Raw genomic sequence first — 22832 nt, 5'->3', positions numbered from 1 at the left:
GCATCGATGCCCGGCGCCTGCGGGTTGATCCACCATCCGACCACCCCGGCCGCGTCGCTGGCCACGCCGCACGCACCGTTCGCGTCGTCGGGCCGCATGACGATCGAGTCGATGCCGGCGATCGAACGCGTCTCGATCTTGTACTTCAAGAATTCGGCGACCTTGCGCTCGTTGCTGAGGCTGCCCTGTTCGAACCAGAACCGGGTGATGTCGATCAGGCCGGCCGGGTTGGCCGCCTGCCAGCGGCAGATCGCACCGACGAATGTGCTCTGAATGTCGAGCGGGTCGGCGCCCACGGTCTTGGCCAGGATGTCGCTGGTCAAGACCTCGCATTCCTTGAGCAGGTTCGGATACTGCTGCTGGGAGTTGTTGTTGCGGGGCACATTGCCACCCGCCTTGACCGCGTTGCCACCAATCGAGCGGGAACAGCCCATCAACACCAGCAGCGCCGCGATCAATACGGTCACCGCGATGCGGGCAGTCCTTCTGCGCGATTCGGCACGCATCGAGTCCATCATTTCGAGTTCGCAATCGATTGACGAGCCAGTTCCTTCGCTATGTCGCACGGCGGCGGGAACGGCTTCTGACTGAAACTGATTGACCATTCAATAAAGTCGTCCTGGAACTGAATGCCCACCTCGCACAGCGAGTCACCCAGGTTGGGCTCGTTGCCGACGGCGATGAAACCGCCGTGGCCGTTGATGTTGATGTCATCGACGCTGGCACGGGAGAGTTCCTCGGTCTTGCGTTCGCGTCCGATGGGGCTACCGCGATACCAGGAGAAGGAGAAGTGGGGCCCGAGGATGCCGCCGCCCGCAAGCCACTGGCACCCGACGGAGTTGCGGGCGGTGTTGATGAGTCCCGTGACCTTGGTGAGCTCCGCTACGGTCTGGTCGCTGATGCCGCCGCACTGCGGGAACATCGCACCGTGGCTGCCCTGGCCGTTCTGCGCCGTCGACGACCCCGTCGCTCCCGGTTTGTTGCCCCCGGAATCCGAGCAGCCCGCGGCCGCGGGGATCAGGATCGTCAATGCTGAAGCCACAAGAGCCAGCGCCCTCGTGTCACGCCGCACCGCTACCCTGCTTCCGTTCCGCCCGCTGCTGGTCCACACGATGCACTGTAGCTGCAGCCCAGCGGGTCAACCACCGACGCGCCTGAGCAGGTAATTCGAGGCTGCCAACAAGTGTTGTGCGGACGTTGACCGTCCGCCGGTTGTCGGGGACGGCCGGGCGGACGGTATGCGACAGTTACCCAATGCTCCTGGCCTTGCTGCGCCAGTACATCCAGCCGTACCGACGGCTGGTGGCGGTGCTGATGGCGCTACAGCTGATCAGCAACCTCGCATCGCTGTATCTGCCGACGGTCAACGCCGCCATCATCGACGAGGGCGTCGCCAGGGGCGACACCACCACGATCGTCCGGCTCGGCATGGTGATGCTCGGGGTCACCGCGTCGCAAGTGTTGTGCTCGGTCGGGGCGGTCTATTTCGGTTCGCGCACCGGGATGGGCTTCGGACGCGACCTGCGCGCGGCGATTTTCGAACACGTCACCACCTTTTCCGAGCGCGAGACCGCCCGATTCGGAGCGCCGACGCTACTGACGCGCAGCACCAACGACGTGCGGCAGATTCAATATCTGGTGCAGATCACGGGCACCGTGCTGGTGACGGCCCCGATCATGTGCCTCGGCGGCATCTTCATGGCCATCCGCCAGGAGGCCGCGCTGACGTGGCTGCTGTTGGTCAGCGTGCCGATCATGGCGGTGGCCAACTACAGGGTGATGTCGCACATGCTGCCCCTCCTCCGCCGAATGCAGGGGCTGATCGACGGAATCAACAGAGTGATGCGTGACCAGCTGGCCGGTGTCCGGGTCGTCCGGGCGTTCGCGCGGGAAGATTTCGAGCGTGACCGCTTCGCTCGGGCCAACACCGCGCTGTCGAAGACCGCACTGACCGCGGGCAACTGGCAAGCGTTGATGCTGCCCGTAACCACACTGACCATCAACGTGTCCAGCGTCGCGCTGATCTGGTTCGGCGGGTTGCGCATCGATCGGGGCCAGATGCAGGTCGGCTCGTTGACCGCCTTCCTGGCCTACTTCACCCAGATCCTGATGGCGGTGCTGATGGCGACGATGACGCTGGTGGTGTTGCCGCGAGCCTCCGTCTGCGCCGAACGGATCACCGAGGTGCTCGCCACCCGCCCCGCCGTCACCGACCCACCGAATCCGCGATCCCCACGCGCCGCCATCACCGGAACGGTGCGTTTGGACGGCGCAACGTTCACCTACCCGGACGCCGATCGCCCAGTGCTGCAAGATATTTCCATGACTGCGCTGCCCGGAACCACCACCGCCATCGTCGGCAGCACGGGTTCGGGCAAGTCGACGCTGGTCTCGCTGATCTGCCGGCTCTACGACGTGACCGGTGGCGCCGTCTCGGTCGATGGCATCGACGTCCGCGATTACCAGACCGAGCGGTTGTGGTCGGCGATCGGGCTGGTTCCCCAGCGCGGCTATCTGTTTTCCGGGACGGTCGCCGACAACCTGCGGTACGGCGCCGCCCCACACCAGCCAGTCACCGACGAGCAGATGTGGGAAGCGTTGCGGGTAGCCGCCGCAGACGATTTCGTGCGAGCCCACGATGACGGGCTGCACATGCGCGTGGCCCAGGGCGGTATCAACTTCTCCGGCGGACAGCGGCAACGACTCGCCATCGCCCGGGCGGTAATCCGCCGTCCGGCCATCTATCTATTCGACGACTCGTTCGCCGCGCTCGACGCGCGCACCGACGCCCGCGTCCGTTCCTCGCTACAGGAGGCTGCCGGTAATGCCACCATCATCGTCGTCACACAACGCATCTCGATCGCAGCTATAGCCGACCAGGTGATCGTGATCGACAACGGGAAGCTGGTCGGCGCGGGCACACACGAATCACTGCTGACCGATTGCACCACCTACGCCGAATTCGCCGACTCGCAGTCGGTCGGCCCCGTTCGATCGGGTCAAGTTGGGGGCACGCCGTGACCCGCGCGACCGCCAAGGCAGCCGGCCGGCCCTCCCCCGTCACCCGTTCGCGTGACTTCTGGGGCGCGGCCGCCCGCTTAGTGAGACAGCTTGCGCCGCAACGACGGTTGTGCGCCGCGGTGATCACCTTGGGAATCACCGGCACGGCGATCGGGGTGGTCGTGCCGCGGATCCTGGGGCATGCCACCGATTTGTTGTTCAACGGCGTCATCGGACGCCAGCTCCCCGCCGGGGTCACCAAGGCGCAGGCCGTCGCCGCCGCACGCGGCCGAGGCGCCAACACTTTCGCCGACTTGCTGTCCGGAATGAACGTGGTGCCGGGCCACGGCGTGGACTTTGGGGCGGTCGCCCGGACCCTGACGCTGGCCCTGGGCCTTTATCTCGTTTCCGCGGTGCTGATTTGGGCGCAGGCCCGGCTGCTCAACGTCACCGTGCAGCGCACGATGGTGGCGCTGCGTTCCGATGTCGAGGACAAGATCCACCGGTTGCCGTTGTCCTACTTCGACGGCCGCCAACGTGGTGAACTGCTGAGCCGCGTCACCAACGACATCGACAACATCCAATCGTCGCTGTCGATGACGATCAGCCAGCTGCTGACATCGGTTCTGACGGTGGTGGCGGTGCTGGCGATGATGCTGTCCATCTCGCCGCTGCTAGTCGTGATCACCGTGCTGACGGTGCCGTTGTCACTGCTGGCGACGCGGGCGATCGCGCGACGGTCCCAGCGGCTGTTCGTCGCCCAATGGACCAGCATCGGCCGGCTCAACGCCCACATCGAGGAGACCTACAGCGGTTTCACCGTGGTCACGACGTTCGGCCACCAGGCGGTGGCGCGCGAGCAATTCCGCACCCTCAACGAGGACGTCTACCACGCCAGCTTCGGCGCGCAATTCTTCTCCGGGCTGGTGGCACCGGCGACAACGGTCATCGGCAACCTCGGCTACGTCGCCGTCGCCGTGGTGGGCGGCCTGCAGGTGGCCACCGGCCATATCACCCTGGGCAACATCCAGGCGTTCATTCAGTATGTGCGGCAATTCAACTCACCGCTGAGCCAGCTGGCCGGGATGTACAACACCCTGCAATCCGGGGCGGCCAGCGCCGAACGCGTCTTCACGCTGCTCGACGAACCCGAGGAATCGCCGGATCCCATGCCCGCCTCGCCACCCAGCCCGGCCGGCACCACGCCGCAGCCGGGTGGACGCGTCGAATTCGCGCACGTGAGCTTCGCCTACCGCCCGGGCACTCCGGTGATCGAAGACCTGTCCCTGGTGGCCGAACCGGGCAGTACGGTGGCGATCGTCGGGCCGACCGGAGCGGGCAAGACCACGCTGGTGAACCTGCTGATGCGGTTCTATGACGTCGACGCGGGCCAGATCCTGCTCGACGGCGTCGACATCACCACGATGGACCGCCCGTCGCTGCGGTCGCGAATCGGGATGGTACTGCAGGACACCTGGCTTTTCGAAGGGACGATTGCGGAGAACATCGCCTACGGACGTCCCGACGCCGGTGAAGACGAGGTTCTCGACGCCGCCAAGGCCGCTTACGTCGACCGTTTTGTGCGGACGTTACCGGCCGGCTATCAGACCCGAATCAGCGGCGACGGCGGCAACATCAGCGCCGGCGAAAAGCAACTGATCACGATCGCACGCGCATTCCTGGGCCGCCCACAATTGTTGATCCTCGACGAGGCGACCAGTTCGGTCGATACCCGCACCGAAGCCCTTATCCAGCACGCGATGTGTGAACTGCGCCGCGATCGCACGAGTTTTATGATCGCGCACCGACTTTCGACGATCCGCGATGCCGACCGAATTTTGGTGGTCGAGGCCGGCCGGATTGTTGAACAGGGCAATCACGCCGAGTTGCTGGCCCGGCGCGGCGCGTACTACGCGATGACCCAGGTCTAGCGACCACGCATCGCACAGTGCTTTGCGCCCGCCGAGAACGCTCCCGTCGTTACCAAGAACTCATTGAGAATGCTTGCAGGAATACGCGAGACGCTGGCACTCCGTCGACACCGAAAGGCCGTGACGAGCAAATTCCCATCCGGCACTTCGTCGAGCCTTGGGACACCAGCAACGAGTTGATGGTTGTTACCCACTGAACCCGCGCGCTCGAATCGCCTCACGCGGCTATGTCTCGACGAGGTAATTCAATCCGTACGCGGCATCTACTATCGCGCTGGGTACGAACACATTTCAGTCATCCGGTTTCCCACGGCAGTGCCCCGGCGGGCTTATCAACTCGACGACATGCCGCGGAACTCGACGGTTTGTCTGGATTGTCAACGAATCCGTCCACTGGGCGTCACAATCACAAATGTGACCTCATGGCATCCGACGCCGCGGACGCGGAAAGGCTGGTAGGCGCGATGGCGGACAAACGTCTCGAATTCGGTCTCCTCGGACCGTTGGAGATGAGCGTTGACGCTGCTCTGGTGCCGCTGGGCACGCCCAAACAGCGAGCGGTGCTGGCCATGCTGCTGATGAACCGTAACAGCCCGGTCGGCGTCGACCGGCTTATCACCGCCCTGTGGGACGAGTCGCCGCCGTCGGGGGCGCGGGCCAGCATTCACTCCTACGTGTCCAACCTGCGCAAGCTGCTGACCGGCGCCGGCGTCGATTCGCGCACGGTGCTGGTCGCGGCGCCGCCGGGTTATCGGCTCAACATCTCCAATGACACTTGCGATCTCGACCGCTTCACCGCCGAAAAGACCGCCGGCGTGCACGCGGCCGCCGCGGGCCGCTTCGAACAGGCCAGCCAGCACCTGTCGGCCGCCTTGGCCGAATGGCGCGGCCCGGTGCTCGCCGACCTGGAAGACTTCCGCTTCGTCGCGGCCTTCACCACTTCCCTCCTCGAGGAGAAGATCCTGGCCCACACGGCGCAGGCCGAGGCCGAAATCGCCTGCGGACGTGCCTTTACCGTGATCACCGAATTGGAAGCCCTGACGGCCGAACATCCTTACCGCGAGCAGCTGTGGGCTCAGTTGATGAGCGCTTACTACCTCGCCGACCGCCAATCCGACGCGCTGGCGGCCTACCGCCGCGTGCAAAAGTCGCTTGCCGATGACCTCGGAATCGACCCGGGCCAGAACCTGCGGGCCCTCAATGACCGGATCCTGCGCCAAGAACCGCTGGACGCCAAGAAGAACGCCATGACGACCGCGGCGGTCGCGATCACCGTGCTCGAGCAGTACACGTCTGACAATAAGGCGGTCGCCTTTCTGCACGAGGTGTCCGGGCGCAGGTATCCGCTGCAGGGGTCGACAACGATTGGGCGCCTTGGCGACAACGACATCGTCCTGGATTCTCCTAAGGTCAGCCGCCACCATGCCGTCATCGTCGACACCGGAACCGGTTACATCATCGACGACCTGCGGTCCTCGAACGGCGTGCACGTGCAGGACCAACGAATCCGTTCGGCCGCGACATTGCGAGATGGCGACCGCGTCCGGATCTGCGATCGCGAATTCATCTTCCAGATCGCCGCTGACAACGGCAACGAGGGCTAGCACTCGGCAAGCCCGACCCGCGCTGACACGCGCGGCAATTGTTCCCGTTATCGTGCGGTGAGACGGGTGGGCGCTTACCGTCATGATTGCTCAGTCACGGGTTGCAAACATGTGTCTGTCCGCAAAGTCTTGGATGAGACCGGCAGGCTAGGGGTCGGGTTGGAAGGATGAGGAATGAGTGACGAGCAGTCCTCACGGGCGGGGTCGATGTTCGGCCCCTATCACCTAAAACGGCTGCTGGGCCGCGGTGGGATGGGTGAGGTCTACGAGGCCGAACACACCGTCAAGGAGTGGACGGTTGCGGTCAAACTTCTCTCCGAAAGCTTCAGCAGAGACCCGGTGTTTCGCGAACGGTTGAAACGCGAAGCCCGCACCGCCGGTCGTTTGCAGGAACCGCACGTGGTGCCGGTGCACGACTACGGCGAGATCGACGGCCAGATGTTTCTGGAGATGCGCTTGGTCGAAGGCACCGACCTGGACAGCGTGCTCAAACGCTTCGGCCCGCTGACCCCACCCCGCGCGGTCGCCATCATCACCCAGATCGCCTCAGCGCTCGACGCCGCCCATGCTGCCGGAGTGATGCACCGCGACATCAAACCGCAGAACATTCTGGTCACCCGTGACGACTTCGCCTACCTGGTCGACTTTGGTATCGCCAGCGCCACCACGGACGAGAAGCTCACGCAGCTCGGCACCGCGGTCGGCACCTGGAAATACATGGCGCCAGAACGGTTTTCCGACGCCGAGGTCACCTACCGTGCCGACATCTACGCACTGGCCTGCGTGCTGTTCGAGTGCTTGACCGGATCCCCGCCCTATCGGGCCGACAGCGCCGGCGTGCTGGTCTCTGCCCACATGATGGACCCCATCCCCGCGCCCAGCCAGCAGCGCCCGGGCGTCCCCAAAGCCTTCGACGCGGTGATCGCCCGCGGCATGGCCAAAAAGCCCGAAGACCGCTACGCCAGCGCGGGTGACCTGGCCCTGGCCGCCAGGGAAGCGCTCAGCAACCCCGATCAAGACCGAGCCGCCACCATCTTGCGCCGCAGCCAGGAAGCCGCACTGCCCACCGCGGAAATCCCCGGCGCGCAGGCCCACGCCGCTCCAGCGCCTCCGCCGGCGTACCAGCCCACGTTCAACACCCCGCCACCATCGCCGTTCGATCCACCGTCGGCCCCCAGTTCCGGTCCGATACCGTCGCAGGGCGCTCAGGCGTGGACCCCAACCAGCGGCCCGATCCCGGCGACCGGACAGCCCGCGCCGCCCTATTACCAAGGCGGCAATGCCAACTGGGGCAGCCCGCCACAGTTCACCAACTCGACGCCGTGGGGTCAGCCCGCGCCCAAGCCGCACCGCAGTGTCTGGCCCATCATTGCGGCCGTCGCCGTGGTGCTCGTGGTGATCGCGAGCGGGGTGGGTATCTGGCTTGTCGTTCGTCCCAAGCCGCAACCACCGCAGGCCGCGCCGTTGGGACCCGAACGCCTCAGCGCGCTGCTGCTCAGTCCGGCCGACATCAACACTGTGATGGGCTCGTCATCGATGCAGCCGGGCAAACCCATCACGTCGACGGACAGCTCGTCGGTGACGGTGTCCGCGCCCGATTGCCAGGGCGCGCTCTATACCACCCAGGATCCGGTGTACGCGGGCACCGGCTATTCGGCAGTTAGCGGACTGGTGTCTTCGGAGGCGGGCGATAACTACGACCATTGGGTCAACCAGGCCGTGGTGTTGTTTCCGTCCGCCGATAAGGCCAAGAGCTTCCTGCAGACCTCCGCGGAGAAGTGGAAGGGTTGCGCCGGCAAGACGGTGACCGTCACGAACAAGAACAAGACGTATCGGTGGACGTTCGCCCAGGTTCAAGACGCTCCACCGAAGGTAACGCTGATGGACACCCAGGAGGCCGCAGACGGCTGGGAGTGCCAGCGCGCGCTCAGCGTGGCCAACAACGTGGTCGTCGACATCAATGCGTGCGGGTACCACATCAGCGATCAGGGCGGCCAGATCGCCGACAAGGTCGTCGCCAAAATTGACGGCGAGAAGTCGGAAAGCTGACCGGCCGCACCATTAACGCGCTACGGCCTTGTCACGACTGAAGATCGGGTCCCTGCGCGCGTAGGTCGTCGACCGCCGACATCGCGCCGCGCAATTTGGCCAGCCACTCGTCGGCGTGTTCACCGACCAGCTTCACCGACCACGCGAGGGCGTCGGCGCGGGAGCGGGCGACGCCGGCATCGACCAACGTGTCTAGAACCTGACGTTCGGGTTGCTTCAGCCGCGTCATGACCGGTACTGCGATGTGGGTGAACAGAATTCGCTCGGTGCCTGTCTTGGAGCCGACCTCCACGCCCCAGGAAACCTTGCGTCCATAGCGATCCTGTGCTTCGTCGGCGATATGCATCCGCTCCGACCGGGTCTCTTCGCGGAATCGTGATGCTCGCCCGGCCGTGCGGGCCTCGCTCGCTTCGCTTTCCGAGCTCACCGGATCCGGGAGCTTCCCAATGACGGTGATTTCTTCGCGGTCGACGATCACCGTCGGGTCGCCGTCGAACCAACTATCCGGAAGACGTCCGGCGAACCATTCAGCGGCGTCGCTGGCGTCGGGTTGCTGGGCTTGCTGCCAGCCCCCGGGGCGGCCGTACCGCCGCCCGTGTGTGTGATGGGCTTTCATGATTACATAATTACACCGTTACAAAGTTTGTGGAACAGCGTTTCACCGGCAGCGAAACAACGGACGGGAGAAGGATCCGCCTCACGCGGTCCGGGTGCCGATCAAGGGGTTTTCGAGGACACAAGCCGACCGAGGAAACCCGTTGATCTGGGCTGTTCGACGGCGTAGCTTGGGTAGCGAAGCAGGCCCGGAAGCGACCAATTCGAAGCGCCGGAACACGGGGTAGGAATCCGGCCGCGTAGGACACGCGTAAGACGGAGTCAGACGCCCCCTAGAGTCGCGCCGGGCCTGCCCATGTGCCGACACCCTTCGCCGGCAGGGCAGCGTGGCCGTTAGTCGCCGTCACCCCGCCGGATGCGAAAGAGTTTCACCTCGTTCTTGATGCCTTTGAGGCGACGGGCGCCGGCGAACGACCCGGAATACTCACCGCTGTCGCCGATGTCGTCCCAGACCGAATCCGCGACTAGGACGGTGCCCGGGCGCGCCACGCTGGTGACGCGGCTTGCCACGTTGACCGGGCTGCCGAACCAATCTCCTGCCCGGCTCACCGCCATGCCAGAGGCCAATCCCGCTCGCAACCGGGGAAAGTCGTTGTCTGTGTCGACGGCTTCGACGAGTTTCACGATGACGTCGAGCAACGGCAGCGGATCGGGGCAGACGAACATCACCGCGTCGCCGATCGTTTTGATGAATCGCACCGGCGGCACGGTCATGTCCCGGGCGAGGATGGCGAGCCGGTTGGCCAGATGCCCCAGCTCCTCGGGCGATACCGTCTCACCTAACCGGGTGAAGCCGACGAGGTCGGCGAAGGCAACGGTGATTTGGCGCGCTCCGGGGAGTGGCTTGCCGGCCGCGCGCTCCGCGGCATTGACCGCTTCGGTCTCCATCATGTGACGCAGCTGCATGAACAACATGTGCTCGATCATCGGGCCGAGCATGGGTGCGATTTCGCCCACCAAAGCCTTTGAAGCCTTTGCGATTTCCAACTCGCTGGCTCCCGGGCGCATGATCGCCGAAAGCGCCGTGTACCGCATGACTTCAGCGGTCCGCGACAGCCCTTCGGCGAGCACCTGAACCACGAGGACCACGTGTTCGGGATCCAAACCCAGCTCAACGAACCGTTGGGAAAAGGCGGCGGCTTCACCGTCGGCGCGCATGTGAACGACCGCGTCGGGGTCGTCCACGCGGACCAGACCGATCGCGCGCTGCACTCGCTGCAGCAGGCCCAGGTCGATGCCGTGGCTCTCGCTAATCTCTCGGGTGGACACGTACGTGCCGTCGTCGCCGATGATGTGGCGGGTGGCCAGCAACAGCGGCGGATTGGTGGTCCGGATCTCCTCGGCGGTGATGCCCTGCTCGAACAGCCATTTCACGAGTTCGGCCCGTTCGGTGCGTGCGCTTCCCTCGAGCCCCTCGAGCAAATCGTCGATGTTCTGGTCGGCCCCGTCGTGCACGTCGTCAACCTACAACGCGGGCGAGCCATGATGTGAGGTGATGAGCACACCGCTGCTGCGGGGGTTCCCGCCGGTCGTCGATGAGCGCGCCAGGACGCTGATCCTGGGCTCGTTTCCCAGTGCGCAATCACTGGCGACGGGCCAGTACTACGCCAATCCACGCAATGCGTTCTGGTCGATCACCGGTGAGCTGTTCGGCTTCGATGCGGCCGCACCCTACGAGAGACGGCTGGCAGCCCTGCAGTCCCATGGTGTCGCTCTTTGGGATGTGCTTCACGCGTGCCGCCGGGTCGGCAGCGCCGACTCGGCGATTGAACTAAAGAATCTGGCTGCCGACGATTTTGGTAAGTTGTTCGCGCGCTACCCCACCATCACGACGGTGTACTTCAACGGAGCCAAGGCCGCCGACGTTTTCCGCCGGCTGGCGACGACGTCCGATCGGATCCGGTATCAACGCCTGCCGTCGACCAGCCCGGCCCACGTGATGCGGCCGGGCGCCAAGCTCGCGGCCTGGCGGGTGATCGCGAGCGCGGCACAGCCGGGCGAAGCGGGTCACCGCCAATAGTCCCAGCGGGTGATCGCGAGCGCGGCGCAGCCGGGCGAAGCGGGTCACCGCCAATAGTCCCAGCGGGTGATCGCGAGCGCGGCGCAGCCGTCGAAGGCTAGACGCCTATGACACCGGCGGCTGGTGCAGAGCCCACGGTCGAGCCGCTTCGATCTGCGCCGACAGCGACAACAGGGTCGCTTCGTCATATGGTCTGCCGACGAGTTGGACCGACATCGGCAGGCCGTCCCCGTCGAAGTCCCAGGGCACCACTGCCGCGGGCTGTCCGGTCAGGTTCCAAATCTGTTGATAGGGAACGTACTGTCCCACCCTCAGCAGCGTCGACACGGCGCCGCGGCGTTGATAGGCACCGATACGGGACGGGCCTGTCGCGGTGCCTGGGGTGACGACGACGTCGACATCGTCGAAGATCGCCTGAATCCGCGATATCACGGCATCCTCGTTCGCTCGGATGGCCTCCATCCGCCGGTCGGAGAAGAAGGACCCCAAGCGGGCGATGTTGCGGGTGCGGGGTTCCAGCCGTTCCGGGTGGGCCAGCGCGTCCGCATCGTCGCAGATACCGCGCAGATAGCGCGGCAGGTAGTTGGCGAGCATCGCCGAAATCGGATATTCGGGGTCGGCAGTGATGACGTCATGGCCGAGGTCGCGAAGCACGGCACCGGCCTGGCCGACCGCCGCCAACTCCGCCTTGCCGACCCTGACCGGCAGTGGGGTTGGAACCTTGGTGCTCAACGCAATTCGCAACCGGCCAGGATTGCGTCCCGCCGCGCTCACAAACTCGCCTTCGGGACCGGGTACCGTCGACGTCGCATCCAGGAAGACGGCCGCGTCCATCACCGTTCGCGCGATCGGGCCGTTGACGCTCAGCCCGTACCAGGCGTCGTCGTGCGGTTCCAACGACACGCGATCGCGTTGCGGCTTCAGGCCGAACAGGCCACACCACGTCGCAGGGATGCGAATCGACCCGCCCCCATCGGACCCCAATGCCAGCGGAGCCAACCCAGCGGCGACGGCGGCGGCACTGCCGCCGCTACTGCCGCCCGGAGTTCGGGTCAAATCCCACGGATTACGGGTGGCTCCAAAGGTCGTCGACTCCGTGTAAGGCAGCATCATGAGCTCGGGCACATTGGTTTTGCCGATGATCACCGCACCCGCCGAACGCAGCCGGCGCACCACCTCCGCGTCGGAGGTGACGGCGGGCCGGTGGCCGCCGCTGCCGAAAGTCGTCACCTGGCCGGCGACGTCGACATCGTCTTTGATCGCGATCGGCACGCCGAGCAGCGGTAGCCGTTCGCCCCCGTCCAGGCGCTCCTGCGCCACGGCGGCCTCATAACGAGCCTGATCGGCGAGCACCACGCGGTAGCAGCGAAGCTGGCTGTCCAGCCGCGCGATCCGCTCCAGGTAGACCTCGAGCAACTCCGGCGCGGTCAGTTCACCGGCGGCCAGCATGCGCGCGTGTGCCGCCGCGCCGGCGAAGGCGAGATCGTTCACCGCGGCAGCGTAGCGGACCCCGACTGGTCTCGGCATCGCTATGACGCAGCAACCAGTACCGTGGGCGACATGTCCTGCGTGTTCTGTGCGATCGTCGCCGGCGAAGCCCCGGCCATCCGGATCTACGAAGACGACGACTACCTGGCCATCCTCGACTTTCGCCCGTTCACCCGGGGCCACACGTTGGTCGTGCCCAAACGGCATAGCGTCGACCTCACCGACACCGCGCCGGAAACTCTGGCCGGGATGGTCACCCTGGGCCAACGCATCGCCCGGGCCGCGCGCATCACCGAATTGGCCGACGCGACCAACATCGGCGTCAACGACGGCAGCGCCGCTTTCCAGTCCGTGTTCCATATCCACCTGCACGTTTTGCCCCGACGCAACGGCGACAAGCTCTCGGTAGCCAAGGGACTGCTGATGCGTCGCGACCCCGACCAGGAGGCCACCGGCCGGATTCTGCGCACCGCGTTGGCCCGCATCGATGCGAGTCAGCCTGATTGAGCCCGTCGCTGGCGCCAACGAATTGCGGGACGGGATCGCCAGCCACGCGCCGAACCCCCAACCCCAGTTCGTCCAACGGGCGGGCGCGATCGAACGAGGGGCTAGAACAGCTCTTTGGCCAGCAGCTCCAGGGTGGCGACCCGTGCCGGTCCGGTTTCGGGATCGGTGCCGCGGCGGGCCGAGGCCACCGGATTCACCATGACTTCGTCGACGCCGAACCCGTCGGCCAGTGCCCGGATCTGGTCGGCGGCTTCCGCCGGCGCCCCCAAAACGGCACGTTGCAAGCCGCTCTCGACGATGCGCTGTTGCTGTCCGGTCAACTCGGCAACCGCAGCCTCCTCGACCAGCGGCACCGGCCCGAGCGGCTGGCCGGTCCGGAGCCTGGCCATCATCTGCAGGTTGGGCAACATCAACGCCGTTGCCTCTTCCCGGGTTTCGGCCACTGCGGCGTTCACCGTCAAAAATGTCAGCGGCTCGGCCGTCAGTTCACTCGGCTTGAATCGCGAACGATAGACCTCGAGCGCCTCTTCGGTTCCGTTGCCGGAGAAGTGATGTGCGAACACGTAAGGCAACCCCTTGGCGGCGGCCAGATGCGCCGAGTACATCGACGACCCCAGCAGCCACAGGCGCGGTTCGCCGGCCGCGGCCGGGGTGGCCTTGAGCGTGTAATCACCCGAGCGCAGCGGAACCCGTACGCCGCGTGCGCTCATCAGCGCCGCGACGTCGTCAAGATATTCCGGGAAGTTCTCGATGTCGCGATCGTCCCGACCGCCACGCAGCGCATACGACGTCACGGGATCGGAGCCGGGCGCCCGGCCGATGCCGAGGTCGATCCGGCCCGGGGCGGCGGCTTCCAAGAGCGCGAACTGCTCGGCGACCGCCAGCGGGGCGTGATTGGGCAGCATCACACCACCTGAGCCCAGCCGCAGCCGCGAGGTCTGCGCGGCCAGGTAGGCGATCACCACCGGCGGACTGGTAGCACCCACCGACGGCATGTTGTGGTGCTCGGCGACCCAGTAGCGGGTGAAACCCAGCCGATCCGCGGCCTGCGCCAGCTGCACGGTGGCCGCCAGCGCGCCACCAGTCGTCTGGTCGGTGCGCACCGGAACGAGATCAAGGACGGAAAGACGCACGATGGCGTCAACGCGTTCGGGCCCGCAAACGTTCCCGCTCCCCGTGACTCGGCTCAGTAGTCCTTCAGCGTGATCGAGGCGACGATCCGGTCGAAGACCTCTTGCGGTATCGGCGCACCGCCCGGAATGTTGTCGACGACCAGCCACTGGTTGCGCTTGACGTAGTCGCTGAACTCGCGGTGATAGTTGGCGAAGCCGGCTTCGTAGTCGACCGTTTCGTCTTGGGAGGCCGCCTTGAGCTCGCCGGCCAGGATGTAGGCGCCCAGCAGCGCAACACTGGTCCCCTGACCCGACAGGGGCGAACAGCAGTATCCGGCGTCACCGACCAGCGCCACCCTCCCCCGCGACCAGCGATCCATCTTGATCTGCGACATCTCGTCGAAGTAGAAGTCCGGCGCGCCGCGCATGTACTCCAGCAGTTGCGGGCGTACCCAACCTTCGCCGGCCATTCGCCGCTCCAGCTCGGCGAATTGGGCCTCGGCGTCGCGGTAGTCGATCCGCAGATCGGTTTCCATGAACCCCAACATCGCCCGCGCCTCGGCGTTGTTGCGCGCGCTGTAGACCCCCGCCATGGTGGAGTCGCCGTAGTGCCACATCTGCCAGTAGTCCAGGTCCAAGAAATTGGGCACGGTGAAGATCGCCGCGTGCGTGCCCAGCTTTTCGATGAAATTCTCTTCCGGTCCGAATACGAGACGTCGCACATTGGAGTGCAATCCGTCGGCGCCGATGACGAGGTCGAAACTGCGCGGCGCGGCGCGCTCGAAGGTGACGCGGACCGCCGCGCCATCGTCCTCCACGGCGGTGATGGTGTCGTCGAAGAGATATTCGGCCGTCCATTGGCTTGCGCCGTAGAGCAATTCGACCAAGTCGTCGCGCAGCAGCTCGATGTCGGGGCTATCGATGGTCCCACCGGTGGGTGTCGATTCGGTGTCCCGGGACAATTCGTTGCCGTCGCGGTCCACGACGGAGGAGCCTCGGATTTGCGTCTTACGCTTCTGAGCGGCGCCCAACAGCCCCATACGCTCGAGCACCGTCAGCGCCGCCCCCCGCACGTCGATCGCCTGACCGCCCGGCCTCGGCCCCCGATGGCGCTCGACCACGGTCACCGAAAAGCCATGCCGCCCAAGCCAAACAGCCGCCGCCGCACCCGCCACACTGGCGCCGGATACCAGAACCCTAGACATGAGAAGTCACTTGATCCCTGCCAGTTCTTTTGCGTCGCGGAAGACGTCGTCGAGCATTGCTGGTGTCAACCTACCGGTGAACATGTTTTGCTGGCTCGGGTGGTAGCAGCCGAGCAATCGCACACCGGGCGCCAGGTCAGCAACGACGCCGTGGCCGAACCGGGGCTTACGCCCACTCGAGGTGCCCGGCAGCCGCAGCGCGATCTGCCAGCCGAACCCGCCCAGGGCCACGACCACGCGAACATCCTCGGACACCAACCGCCATTCGGCCTGCAGCCACGGCCAGCAGGTGTCCCGCTCCTCCGGCGTCGGGGCGTTGGCGGGAGGCGCGCACCGCACCGGCGCGACGATGCGAATCTTCTTGGTCTGCAACCCATCCGCGGCGTCGACACTCGTCGGTTGGTTCACCAGCCCGGCCCGGTACAGCGCCGCGTACAACTGGTCGCCCGAGCGGTCGCCGGTGAACATCCGTCCGGTGCGGTTGGCGCCGTGCGCGGCGGGCGCCAATCCGACGATCAGCAGCCGGGGCCGCGCCGACCCCCAACTGGGTACCGGCCGCCCCCAATACGGTTGGTCGGCAAACGCTCGGCGCTTGACAACCGCGATGTCCTCGCGCCAGCTCACCAACCGCGGGCAGGCCCGGCAGACGCTGACCAGAGCATCGATTTCGGGAATCGACCCGGCGTGCTCGGCGAGCTCGGCGACCGCGGCGGCGTCGGCCGCCACCGGGGTCTGCGGTGTGGCCGGATCACCCGGCCATCCGGTGCCGGCACCAACCGGAGAGCTGAACGCCTGGCCGGTACGTGGGTGGGCGAGCACATGAACATCCTGCATGAGCCGAAAAATTCGGTCGCCGCAAATACCGCTTTGACATACATTCAGCGGCGATATTCCAATGAAAAGCGGCGGCCCAGCATTCCTGATCCTGTTCGCCACGTTGATGGCGACGGCGGGTAGCGGCATCTCGATAGTCGCGTTCCCGTGGCTGGCGTTGCAGCACCACAACAGCGCTCGCGACGCGTCGACCGTGGCCCTGGCCATGACGCTGCCGCTGGTGCTGTCCACTCTCGTCGCCGGCGCCGCGGTCGACTTCTTTGGACGCCGCCGGGTATCGCTGGTCTCCGATTCGCTCTCCGGGACGGCGGTTACCGCCGTGCCGCTGATCGCGTGGGGGCTCGGTGCGGACGCGCTCAACCTGGCGGTGCTGGCCGTCCTGGCCTTCTTCGCGGCCGGGTTCGACCCCGCCGGGACGACGGCGCGCGAGTCGATGCTGCCGGAGGCCGCCGCCAGGGCGGGCTGGTCGCTGGCCCGCACCAACAGCATCTACGAGGCGATTCTCAACCTGGGGTTCATCGTGGGCCCGGGCATCGGGGGCCTGATGATCGCCACGGTCGGCGGCATCAACACGATGTGGATGACGGCCGGGCTGTTCGGGCTGTCCATCCTGACGATCGGGCCGCTGCGGCTCGAGGGCACCGGAAAGCCCGGGCGCGAGACCCGGCCCGGCGGATGGATGTCCGGGATCGTCGAAGGGTTGCGCTTCGTCTGGAACATGCGGGTGCTCCGGACGCTGGGCTTGATCGACCTGGCCGTCACCGCGCTCTACCTGCCGATGGAAAGCGTGCTGTTTCCGAAGTACTTCTCCGACCAACACCAACCCGCGCAACTGGGGTGGGCGTTGATGGCGATCGGGTTCGGCGGCGTAGCTGGAGCGCTCGGCTATGCCGCGCTGTCGAAACATCTGCGACGGCGCACGGCCGTGCTGACGGCGACGCTCACCTTCGGGGCGGCGACCGTCGGGGTCGCGTTCTTGCCGCCGTTGCCGGTGATCCTGGTGCTGTGCGCGATCACCGGCGTGGTCTACGGACCGATCCAGCCGATCTACAACTACATGATGCAGACCCGGGCCCCGTATCGGCTGCGCGGCCGAGTGGTCGGGGTGATGACCGGGTTGACCTACGCGGCGGGCCCGTTGGGTTTGCTGGTGGCCGGTCCACTGACCGACGCGGCCGGGCTGAAGGTCACGTTCCTGGTGCTGGCGGTACCGATCCTGCTGATCGGCCTCGTCGCCTGCCGGCTGCCGTCGCTGCACGAACTGGACCGCGCGCCAGAGTTCGCGGAAGACCCGGGCCCGTGAGGCGGGCTTAGTATCGGGCCGTGAGCTCTGACGCCCTGGCCAGCCTGATCGACGACCTGCCCGACGGGATGGTCGTCACCGACCCAACCGTGACCGAGGGCTACCGCCAGGACCGCGCCTTCGACCCGTCGGCCGGCAAGCCGCTGGCCGTGGTGCGGCCGCGGCACACCGAAGAGGTGCAGACCGTGCTGCGCTGGGCCGCCGCACACCGGGTGCCCGTCGTGACGCGCGGCGCGGGGAGCGGCCTGTCCGGCGGGGCGACCGCAGTGGACAACGGGATCGTGCTTTCCACCGAGAAGATGCGCGACATCGCCATCGACCCGGTGACCCGCACCGCGGTATGCCAGCCCGGGCTGTTCAACGCTGAGGTAAAGCAGGCCGCCGCCAAGCACGGCCTGTGGTATCCGCCGGATCCGTCGTCGTTCGAAATCTGCAGCATCGGCGGCAATATCGCCACCAACGCCGGCGGGCTGTGCTGCGTGAAGTACGGCGTTACCACCGACTACGTGCTGGGCATGCAGGTGGTGCTGGCCGACGGCACCGCGGTGCGGCTGGGCGGGCCACGGCTGAAGGACGTCGCGGGGCTTTCACTGACGAAGCTGTTCGTCGGCAGCGAGGGCACGCTGGGCGTGGTCACGGAAGTGACGCTGCGGCTGGTGCCCAAGCAAAATGCGTCCAGCATCGTGGTGGCCAGCTTCGCGAGCGTCGAGGACGCGGTCGAAGCGGTGCTCGGCGTCACTGCGCGGCTTCGCCCCTCGATGCTGGAGTTCATGGATTCGGTGGCGATCAACGCCGTCGAGGACACCCTGCGCATGGATCTGGACCGCGGGGCGGCCGCCATGCTGGTGGCCGGGTCCGACGAGCGCGGGCGCGCCGGTAGCGAGGACGCCGCAATCATGGCCGAGGTGTTCGCGGAACACGCTGCGACAGAGGTGTTTTCGACCGACGATCCCGACGAGGGCGAGGCGTTCGTCGTCGCCCGGCGGTTCTGTATCCCGGCCGTCGAGGCCAAGGGATCGTTGCTGCTCGAGGATGTCGGGGTGCCGCTTCCGGCGCTGGGCAAGCTGGTCACCGGGATCGCGCGCATCGCCGCGGAACGTGACCTGATGATCTCGGTGATCGCACACGCCGGCGACGGCAACACGCACCCGCTGATCGTCTACGACCCCGCCGATGCCGACATGACCGACCGCGCCCACCTGGCGTTCGGCGAGATCATGGACCTGGCCGTCGGATTGGGCGGCACGATTACCGGGGAACACGGCGTAGGCCGGTTGAAGCGGCCCTGGCTGGCCGGGTATCTGGGCCCCGACGTGATGGACCTCAACCGGCGCATCAAACAGGCGCTGGATCCGCAGGGCATCCTCAATCCCGGCGCGGCTATCTAGTCGTTCCTCGAACGTGAAGCTGGCCGCACACTGCAACTCGTCACCGCCGCACTAGACCGGTCCAAGCCCTACCCGCCGACCTGACACCCGTTAAACCGACCGCCGCGAGACGAAAGAGCAAGGCTCACTTGATCGCTGGCGCGGCCGATCGATGACGAAATACCAATGTCCTCCGCGCAATGTGCTGAATCAACGGGCACCACCGGCACCCATGCCTCACAAAAGAATTGCGGCCTGTAGCTCGCCGACGATGAAACCCAGGATCGCTCCGACTGCGATGACTGTTTTTTCGTCGTCGCGGAACGCGGGGCGCATGAGTTCCTCGTATTCCTCGGCGCTCAGCAGCTTCATCCGCTCGGCGGCGAGGTTGTCGAGATCGAGCGCCCTGGTGGCGTATTCCTCGGCATGCTGCGCCTGCTCGGGCATCCGCTCGATCACTGTCTGGGCGATCCGCTGCTTCATCTGCTGGTACTTGCGGCCGCCGATCGCGAGCGCAACAAGCGGCCGTGCGATGCCAGTCTGGTCGTCGATCGTGGCCTTGATCTCGTCCTGGATCATCTCGTACAGCCTGTCCGACATTGGGCCGTTGAGCAGGCTCTCCATCACCGCCTTGGGTGTGAGAATGTCCTTGGCGAGCAGCGTCGCGTAGTCGCGGCAGACCTCGTCGCGCAGCTTGTGAAAAACACCCTGCCAGGGCATGATCCCGAACAGGCGCTTGCCGGGTTCGATCGGCCTGAAGATCATGTGCAATGCGACCCAGTCGGTCAGTCCGCCGGTGATCAGTCCAAAGATCGGAAGCACGAGGTGCGAGCCGGTAAGGATGAACGCCACCACCTGGACGCAGCCGATGTAGAAGCCGAAGATCCCGCCAGCGCGCGCCATGAACGTCAACGCCTTGGCGGAGATGTCGCGCATCATCCGATTGAGCAACACTTTGTCGCGCACCAGATTTGTCACGACCATGTGTTTGATGTCGAATACCTGATCGAGGTTATTGCGGATCTGGCCCATGAGCCGACGGGTCGTCTCGGGCACGCGCGCCTCGACCCGGGAGATCAGCGCCCGGCGCGCGATGTCCGGCATCGCCTCCCACAGCCCCGGGTTGAATTCGGACATGACAGTCTGGGTGATCTGCGCGATCGCGTCGTGCAATGGCCCCTCTAGCTCGGCGGCGAGCTCGTCGGGATCGATGCGGTCGAACAACTCCTCGGGCTTGAGGATTTTGCTCATCACGTTATCCACCGCGATGCCCGCCATCTTCGCCGCGCGCCGCGGCACCATCCCCTGCCAGCCCAGAAACGGCCTGATCCCCACGAATTCCGTTGGGCGGAAGATCATCTCGATCGCGACCAGCTTGGTCGCGTAACCGATGGCCGCGGAGATGATCGGCATCGAGACGTAGATGTACCACGGCTCGCCGAGGTGCAGGAAGTCGAAGTTGAGCACCTCAGTCGTCCTTCCCGAGTTGGCACGCCGCCCAGAATTCGCGGCCCAGCGCCGAGATCCGCAATGTTCCGCGAACGATTCGCGGCGAGCGGCGTGCCGCTTTGTCCGCCTCCGCATACGCGCTCATGACCAGGGACTCGGTCAGCAAGATCTCGTACTCGTCGTGGAGGTCAGAATCCTCTTGCCCGGTGTCGGCGAGACCGAGCTGCAGCAAGTGGGTGACATATATCGGCACCAGCGACGGCTCGGCTACGCCCGCCGCCCGGCCCACGTTGGACGCGTTGCGCAGGATCACACGACCGGCGTTGCCCAGCGCAGGCGCGGCCACATCAAGCAGTGGATAGGTCGAACCATCGGCCAACGCGGCCAGGATCCGAGCCTCGTCGGGTACCAATTCGCCGATCACATGCTCGAACAGCGAATGTCGGCTCTCCGAGGGTGTTTGGTCCATCGAGCGGCGGAGCATGCGCTCCATCACCTCAGCGAGCGTCTGCGGCGCCGACGGCACCGGCAGGGAGCCGTCCGAGGTTCCGCTCGAGCGGGGTGTGCCCTCGGCGGGTCGATCCTCGGCGATCGCCTCAACCCGCCGTCGGAACTCGCGTAATAGCGCCCGCTCGGCGCCCGCCAACTCGCGCTCGACATACCCCATCCCAGGGATGAGACGAGCCAGCTCCATCATCTCGGAGAAAAGCCCCACCATCGCGCGATCGTACTTCCCCAGGTTCGCTGTCGGTCGAAGTATCGACAAATACTTACTGAGTAGTTAATGTTGCTCGATACTGGGCTGCGGGAGTTCTCGGACATGGACACAGCCGGCGGCTCGGCAGTGGTTGCCGGCCGCGGGGTCGGGGAGGCACGGGCAGGAGAACCGCGATCCGAAAGACGTTGCACAGCATTTACTCGAAGCATTCCTGGTCGAAAGGGGACATAACGAATGGGCATCGACCGACAACAAGCTTGGCGCTCTTCGCCCGTTTTTGCTCCTGAGGCGCGCTCCTGTACCGCGAATAGCCTTGCGATCACAGCGACGAACGGCTGGACTACTCGTCGTCTGCTTCCCCGGCCCCAACTGGTTGATGAGGTCGCCGACCATCTGCGGGCCGCGATCATATCGGGCGGCCTGAGCGCAGGTACCGCCATCCTTCAAGATCAGACCGCGGCCGGCCTCGGCGTGAGCAGCGGCCGGGTACGGGAGGCGCTGCTGACGCTGCGCGCCGAAGGCTTGGTCGCTCAAGCGACAAACCGTCTCCACGTCGTCCTGCCGGTAGAAATTCACGATATCGAGGACATTTTCTGGCTTCAGGCCAACATCGCCGAGAGGCTCGCGGTGACCGCAGCCCAACTCATCACCGAAGCCGAGATCGACGCGCTGGACTGGATAAATGGTGCTCTGTCCGAAGCGGTGTCAGCAGAGGACATGGAAACGATCGCCGCCGCCGACTTCGACTTCCACCGAACGTTCATCTCCTGCGCCGGTCGGAATAAGCTGTCCTGGTTCCTGTTTCACGTCGCTGGCTACATCCCCCCGGTGCTCTACGCCGCCGACCCCGAATGGGGCGACGCGGCGGTTGAATGCAATCACCGACTCATCGCTGCGCTGCGCCGGCGCGACATCGAAGGGGTCGTCGCCGAGACCGCGCAGTGGTTCACTCAAATTCAGCGCGCTTTCGAATCCGCGCGAGATGGGTTCGAAAGCAAGTTGCAAACGAAAGCAAGTTGAACGGCCGCCACTCGTCAAATCTATCGGCCCTGATCAGAATTATGTTGCATCGAGAGCACACGACTCGGAGCGACTGTTGACGGCCAAGTAGCCCGGCGAACGCATTTGGTGTTCTCTATTCGACCCGGTCCGCTACCGCGATAAAAGCTACGGAAAAGCGTTCCCGGACATTCATCGCCCCGCCGCACCCGAAAGTTCAAAGGGCACCGACATCCGATCCCACAACACCGACCGCGACTGCCCATCATGAACAGATCCCAGGCCTGACACGTAGTCCCATCGATTCGCTGGCATCCGAAGTATAGACAAATACTTACTGGTTAGTTAATGTTGCTCGGACCTGGGGTAGGGAGGCGGAGGGACATGGATGTGACCGGTCGCACCGCCGTGGCCACCCGTAGCGGGTCGAGGCTTATCCAGGCAGCAGCACCGCGATGGGATGCCCATGGCGCGGGAGTGCGACGGTGACGGCGTCGACGGGGCTCACCGAATACGTCAGCAGCCAAGTGAAGCCCGCGCTGACAATGGTCGGCGGCTTCGCCCGGATGTGCACGCTGACCGGAAAAGCTCTGTTTCGCGGGCCATTCCAGTGGCGTGAGCTGATCTTGCA

General features: G+C 65.6%; 19 protein-coding genes. 9 read left to right on the top strand and 10 right to left on the bottom strand.

Annotation, left to right across the window (positions count from 1 at the left end):
- Together VFW69_RS24890 and VFW69_RS24885 are read right to left on the bottom strand one after the other, a co-directional pair.
- Window positions 1–506, bottom strand: a 506-nt coding sequence (locus VFW69_RS24890; RefSeq protein ID WP_526505682.1) for a DUF3558 family protein, incomplete at its 3' end; no start/stop codon positions are given.
- An 8-nt stretch (window positions 507–514) separates the two neighbouring features.
- A complete protein-coding gene (locus VFW69_RS24885) occupies window positions 515–1072 on the bottom strand; it encodes a DUF3558 family protein (protein WP_526505680.1) in 558 nt (185 codons plus the stop codon).
- Window positions 1073–1254: 182 nt separating this feature from the next.
- On the opposite strand from VFW69_RS24885, the gene VFW69_RS24880 reads away from it, so the two are divergent.
- The 4 genes from VFW69_RS24880 (at window position 1255) to VFW69_RS24865 (ending at window position 8584) form a co-directional block, all read left to right on the top strand.
- Entirely contained in the window at window positions 1255–3021 is a 1767-nt protein-coding gene (locus VFW69_RS24880) for an ABC transporter ATP-binding protein (protein WP_526505678.1), read from the top strand.
- The gene (locus tag VFW69_RS24875; protein ID WP_526505676.1) at window positions 3018–4931 is read left to right on the top strand and encodes an ABC transporter ATP-binding protein; all 1914 of its coding nucleotides are present in this window, start codon (window positions 3018–3020) and stop codon (window positions 4929–4931) included. Before VFW69_RS24880 ends, VFW69_RS24875 begins: the two co-directional genes overlap by 4 nt.
- A gap of 422 nt (window positions 4932–5353) precedes the next feature.
- Window positions 5354–6535, top strand: a complete 1182-nt coding sequence (locus tag VFW69_RS24870) for a BTAD domain-containing putative transcriptional regulator (RefSeq protein ID WP_526505674.1) — start codon at window positions 5354–5356, stop codon at window positions 6533–6535.
- A gap of 174 nt (window positions 6536–6709) precedes the next feature.
- The gene (locus tag VFW69_RS24865; RefSeq protein WP_526505672.1) at window positions 6710–8584 is read left to right on the top strand and encodes a serine/threonine-protein kinase; all 1875 of its coding nucleotides are present in this window, start codon (window positions 6710–6712) and stop codon (window positions 8582–8584) included.
- A 31-nt stretch (window positions 8585–8615) separates the two neighbouring features.
- Here VFW69_RS24865 and abmR read toward each other — a convergent pair whose 3' ends face one another.
- Together abmR and VFW69_RS24855 are read right to left on the bottom strand one after the other, a co-directional pair.
- On the bottom strand, window positions 8616–9200 hold the full coding sequence (abmR, locus tag VFW69_RS24860) for an ATP-binding transcription factor AbmR (RefSeq protein ID WP_526505670.1): 585 nt from the start codon (window positions 9198–9200) through the stop codon (window positions 8616–8618).
- Between the two features lie 332 nt (window positions 9201–9532).
- Window positions 9533–10654 (bottom strand): adenylate/guanylate cyclase domain-containing protein, encoded by a 1122-nt coding sequence (locus tag VFW69_RS24855; protein WP_526505668.1) that lies wholly within the window; start codon window positions 10652–10654, stop codon window positions 9533–9535.
- Window positions 10655–10694: 40 nt separating this feature from the next.
- Here VFW69_RS24855 and VFW69_RS24850 point away from each other — a divergent pair, with 40 nt between their 5' ends.
- Window positions 10695–11219, top strand: a complete 525-nt coding sequence (locus VFW69_RS24850) for a DNA-deoxyinosine glycosylase (RefSeq protein ID WP_526505666.1) — start codon at window positions 10695–10697, stop codon at window positions 11217–11219.
- Window positions 11220–11324: 105 nt separating this feature from the next.
- Here the strand turns inward: VFW69_RS24850 and VFW69_RS24845 are convergent, their stop codons facing one another.
- The gene (locus VFW69_RS24845) at window positions 11325–12746 is read right to left on the bottom strand and encodes an amidase (RefSeq protein ID WP_526505664.1); all 1422 of its coding nucleotides are present in this window, start codon (window positions 12744–12746) and stop codon (window positions 11325–11327) included.
- A 33-nt stretch (window positions 12747–12779) separates the two neighbouring features.
- On the opposite strand from VFW69_RS24845, the gene VFW69_RS24840 reads away from it, so the two are divergent.
- The gene (locus VFW69_RS24840) at window positions 12780–13214 is read left to right on the top strand and encodes an HIT family protein (RefSeq protein WP_526505662.1); all 435 of its coding nucleotides are present in this window, start codon (window positions 12780–12782) and stop codon (window positions 13212–13214) included.
- Between the two features lie 101 nt (window positions 13215–13315).
- Here VFW69_RS24840 and VFW69_RS24835 read toward each other — a convergent pair whose 3' ends face one another.
- The 3 genes from VFW69_RS24835 to VFW69_RS24825 are packed head-to-tail and all read right to left on the bottom strand — an operon-like array spanning window position 13316 to window position 16365.
- The gene (locus tag VFW69_RS24835) at window positions 13316–14347 is read right to left on the bottom strand and encodes an LLM class flavin-dependent oxidoreductase (protein ID WP_526505660.1); all 1032 of its coding nucleotides are present in this window, start codon (window positions 14345–14347) and stop codon (window positions 13316–13318) included.
- A 53-nt stretch (window positions 14348–14400) separates the two neighbouring features.
- Window positions 14401–15531 (bottom strand): FAD-binding protein, encoded by a 1131-nt coding sequence (locus VFW69_RS24830; RefSeq protein ID WP_526505658.1) that lies wholly within the window; start codon window positions 15529–15531, stop codon window positions 14401–14403.
- A 6-nt stretch (window positions 15532–15537) separates the two neighbouring features.
- Window positions 15538–16365, bottom strand: a complete 828-nt coding sequence (locus VFW69_RS24825; RefSeq protein ID WP_526505656.1) for a uracil-DNA glycosylase — start codon at window positions 16363–16365, stop codon at window positions 15538–15540.
- A 61-nt stretch (window positions 16366–16426) separates the two neighbouring features.
- Between VFW69_RS24825 and tap the strand changes: the two genes are divergently transcribed.
- Window positions 16427–17668, top strand: coding sequence for a multidrug efflux MFS transporter Tap (gene tap / locus VFW69_RS24820; RefSeq protein WP_526505654.1), 1242 nt, complete (start codon window positions 16427–16429; stop codon window positions 17666–17668).
- Between the two features lie 20 nt (window positions 17669–17688).
- A complete protein-coding gene (locus VFW69_RS24815; RefSeq protein ID WP_526505652.1) occupies window positions 17689–19056 on the top strand; it encodes an FAD-binding oxidoreductase in 1368 nt (455 codons plus the stop codon).
- A 216-nt stretch (window positions 19057–19272) separates the two neighbouring features.
- Here the strand turns inward: VFW69_RS24815 and VFW69_RS24810 are convergent, their stop codons facing one another.
- On the bottom strand, window positions 19273–20337 hold the full coding sequence (locus VFW69_RS24810; protein ID WP_526505650.1) for a DUF445 domain-containing protein: 1065 nt from the start codon (window positions 20335–20337) through the stop codon (window positions 19273–19275).
- A gap of 166 nt (window positions 20338–20503) precedes the next feature.
- Complete coding sequence (locus tag VFW69_RS24805) at window positions 20504–21202, bottom strand: Abi-alpha family protein (protein ID WP_526505648.1); 699 nt, start codon at window positions 21200–21202, stop codon at window positions 20504–20506.
- A gap of 234 nt (window positions 21203–21436) precedes the next feature.
- Between VFW69_RS24805 and VFW69_RS24800 the strand changes: the two genes are divergently transcribed.
- Window positions 21437–22222 carry a GntR family transcriptional regulator gene (locus tag VFW69_RS24800; RefSeq protein ID WP_526505646.1) on the top strand — a complete coding sequence of 262 codons (786 nt, stop codon included), beginning with the start codon at window positions 21437–21439 and terminating at the stop codon, window positions 22220–22222.
- The last annotated feature ends 610 nt before the right edge of the window (window positions 22223–22832 follow it).

The organism is Mycobacterium sp., from assembly GCF_036273375.1.
Taxonomy (GTDB): domain Bacteria; phylum Actinomycetota; class Actinomycetes; order Mycobacteriales; family Mycobacteriaceae; genus Mycobacterium.
The sequence above is the reverse complement of the archived record's forward strand: the minus strand, read 5'-3'. Positions and strand labels throughout refer to the sequence as shown.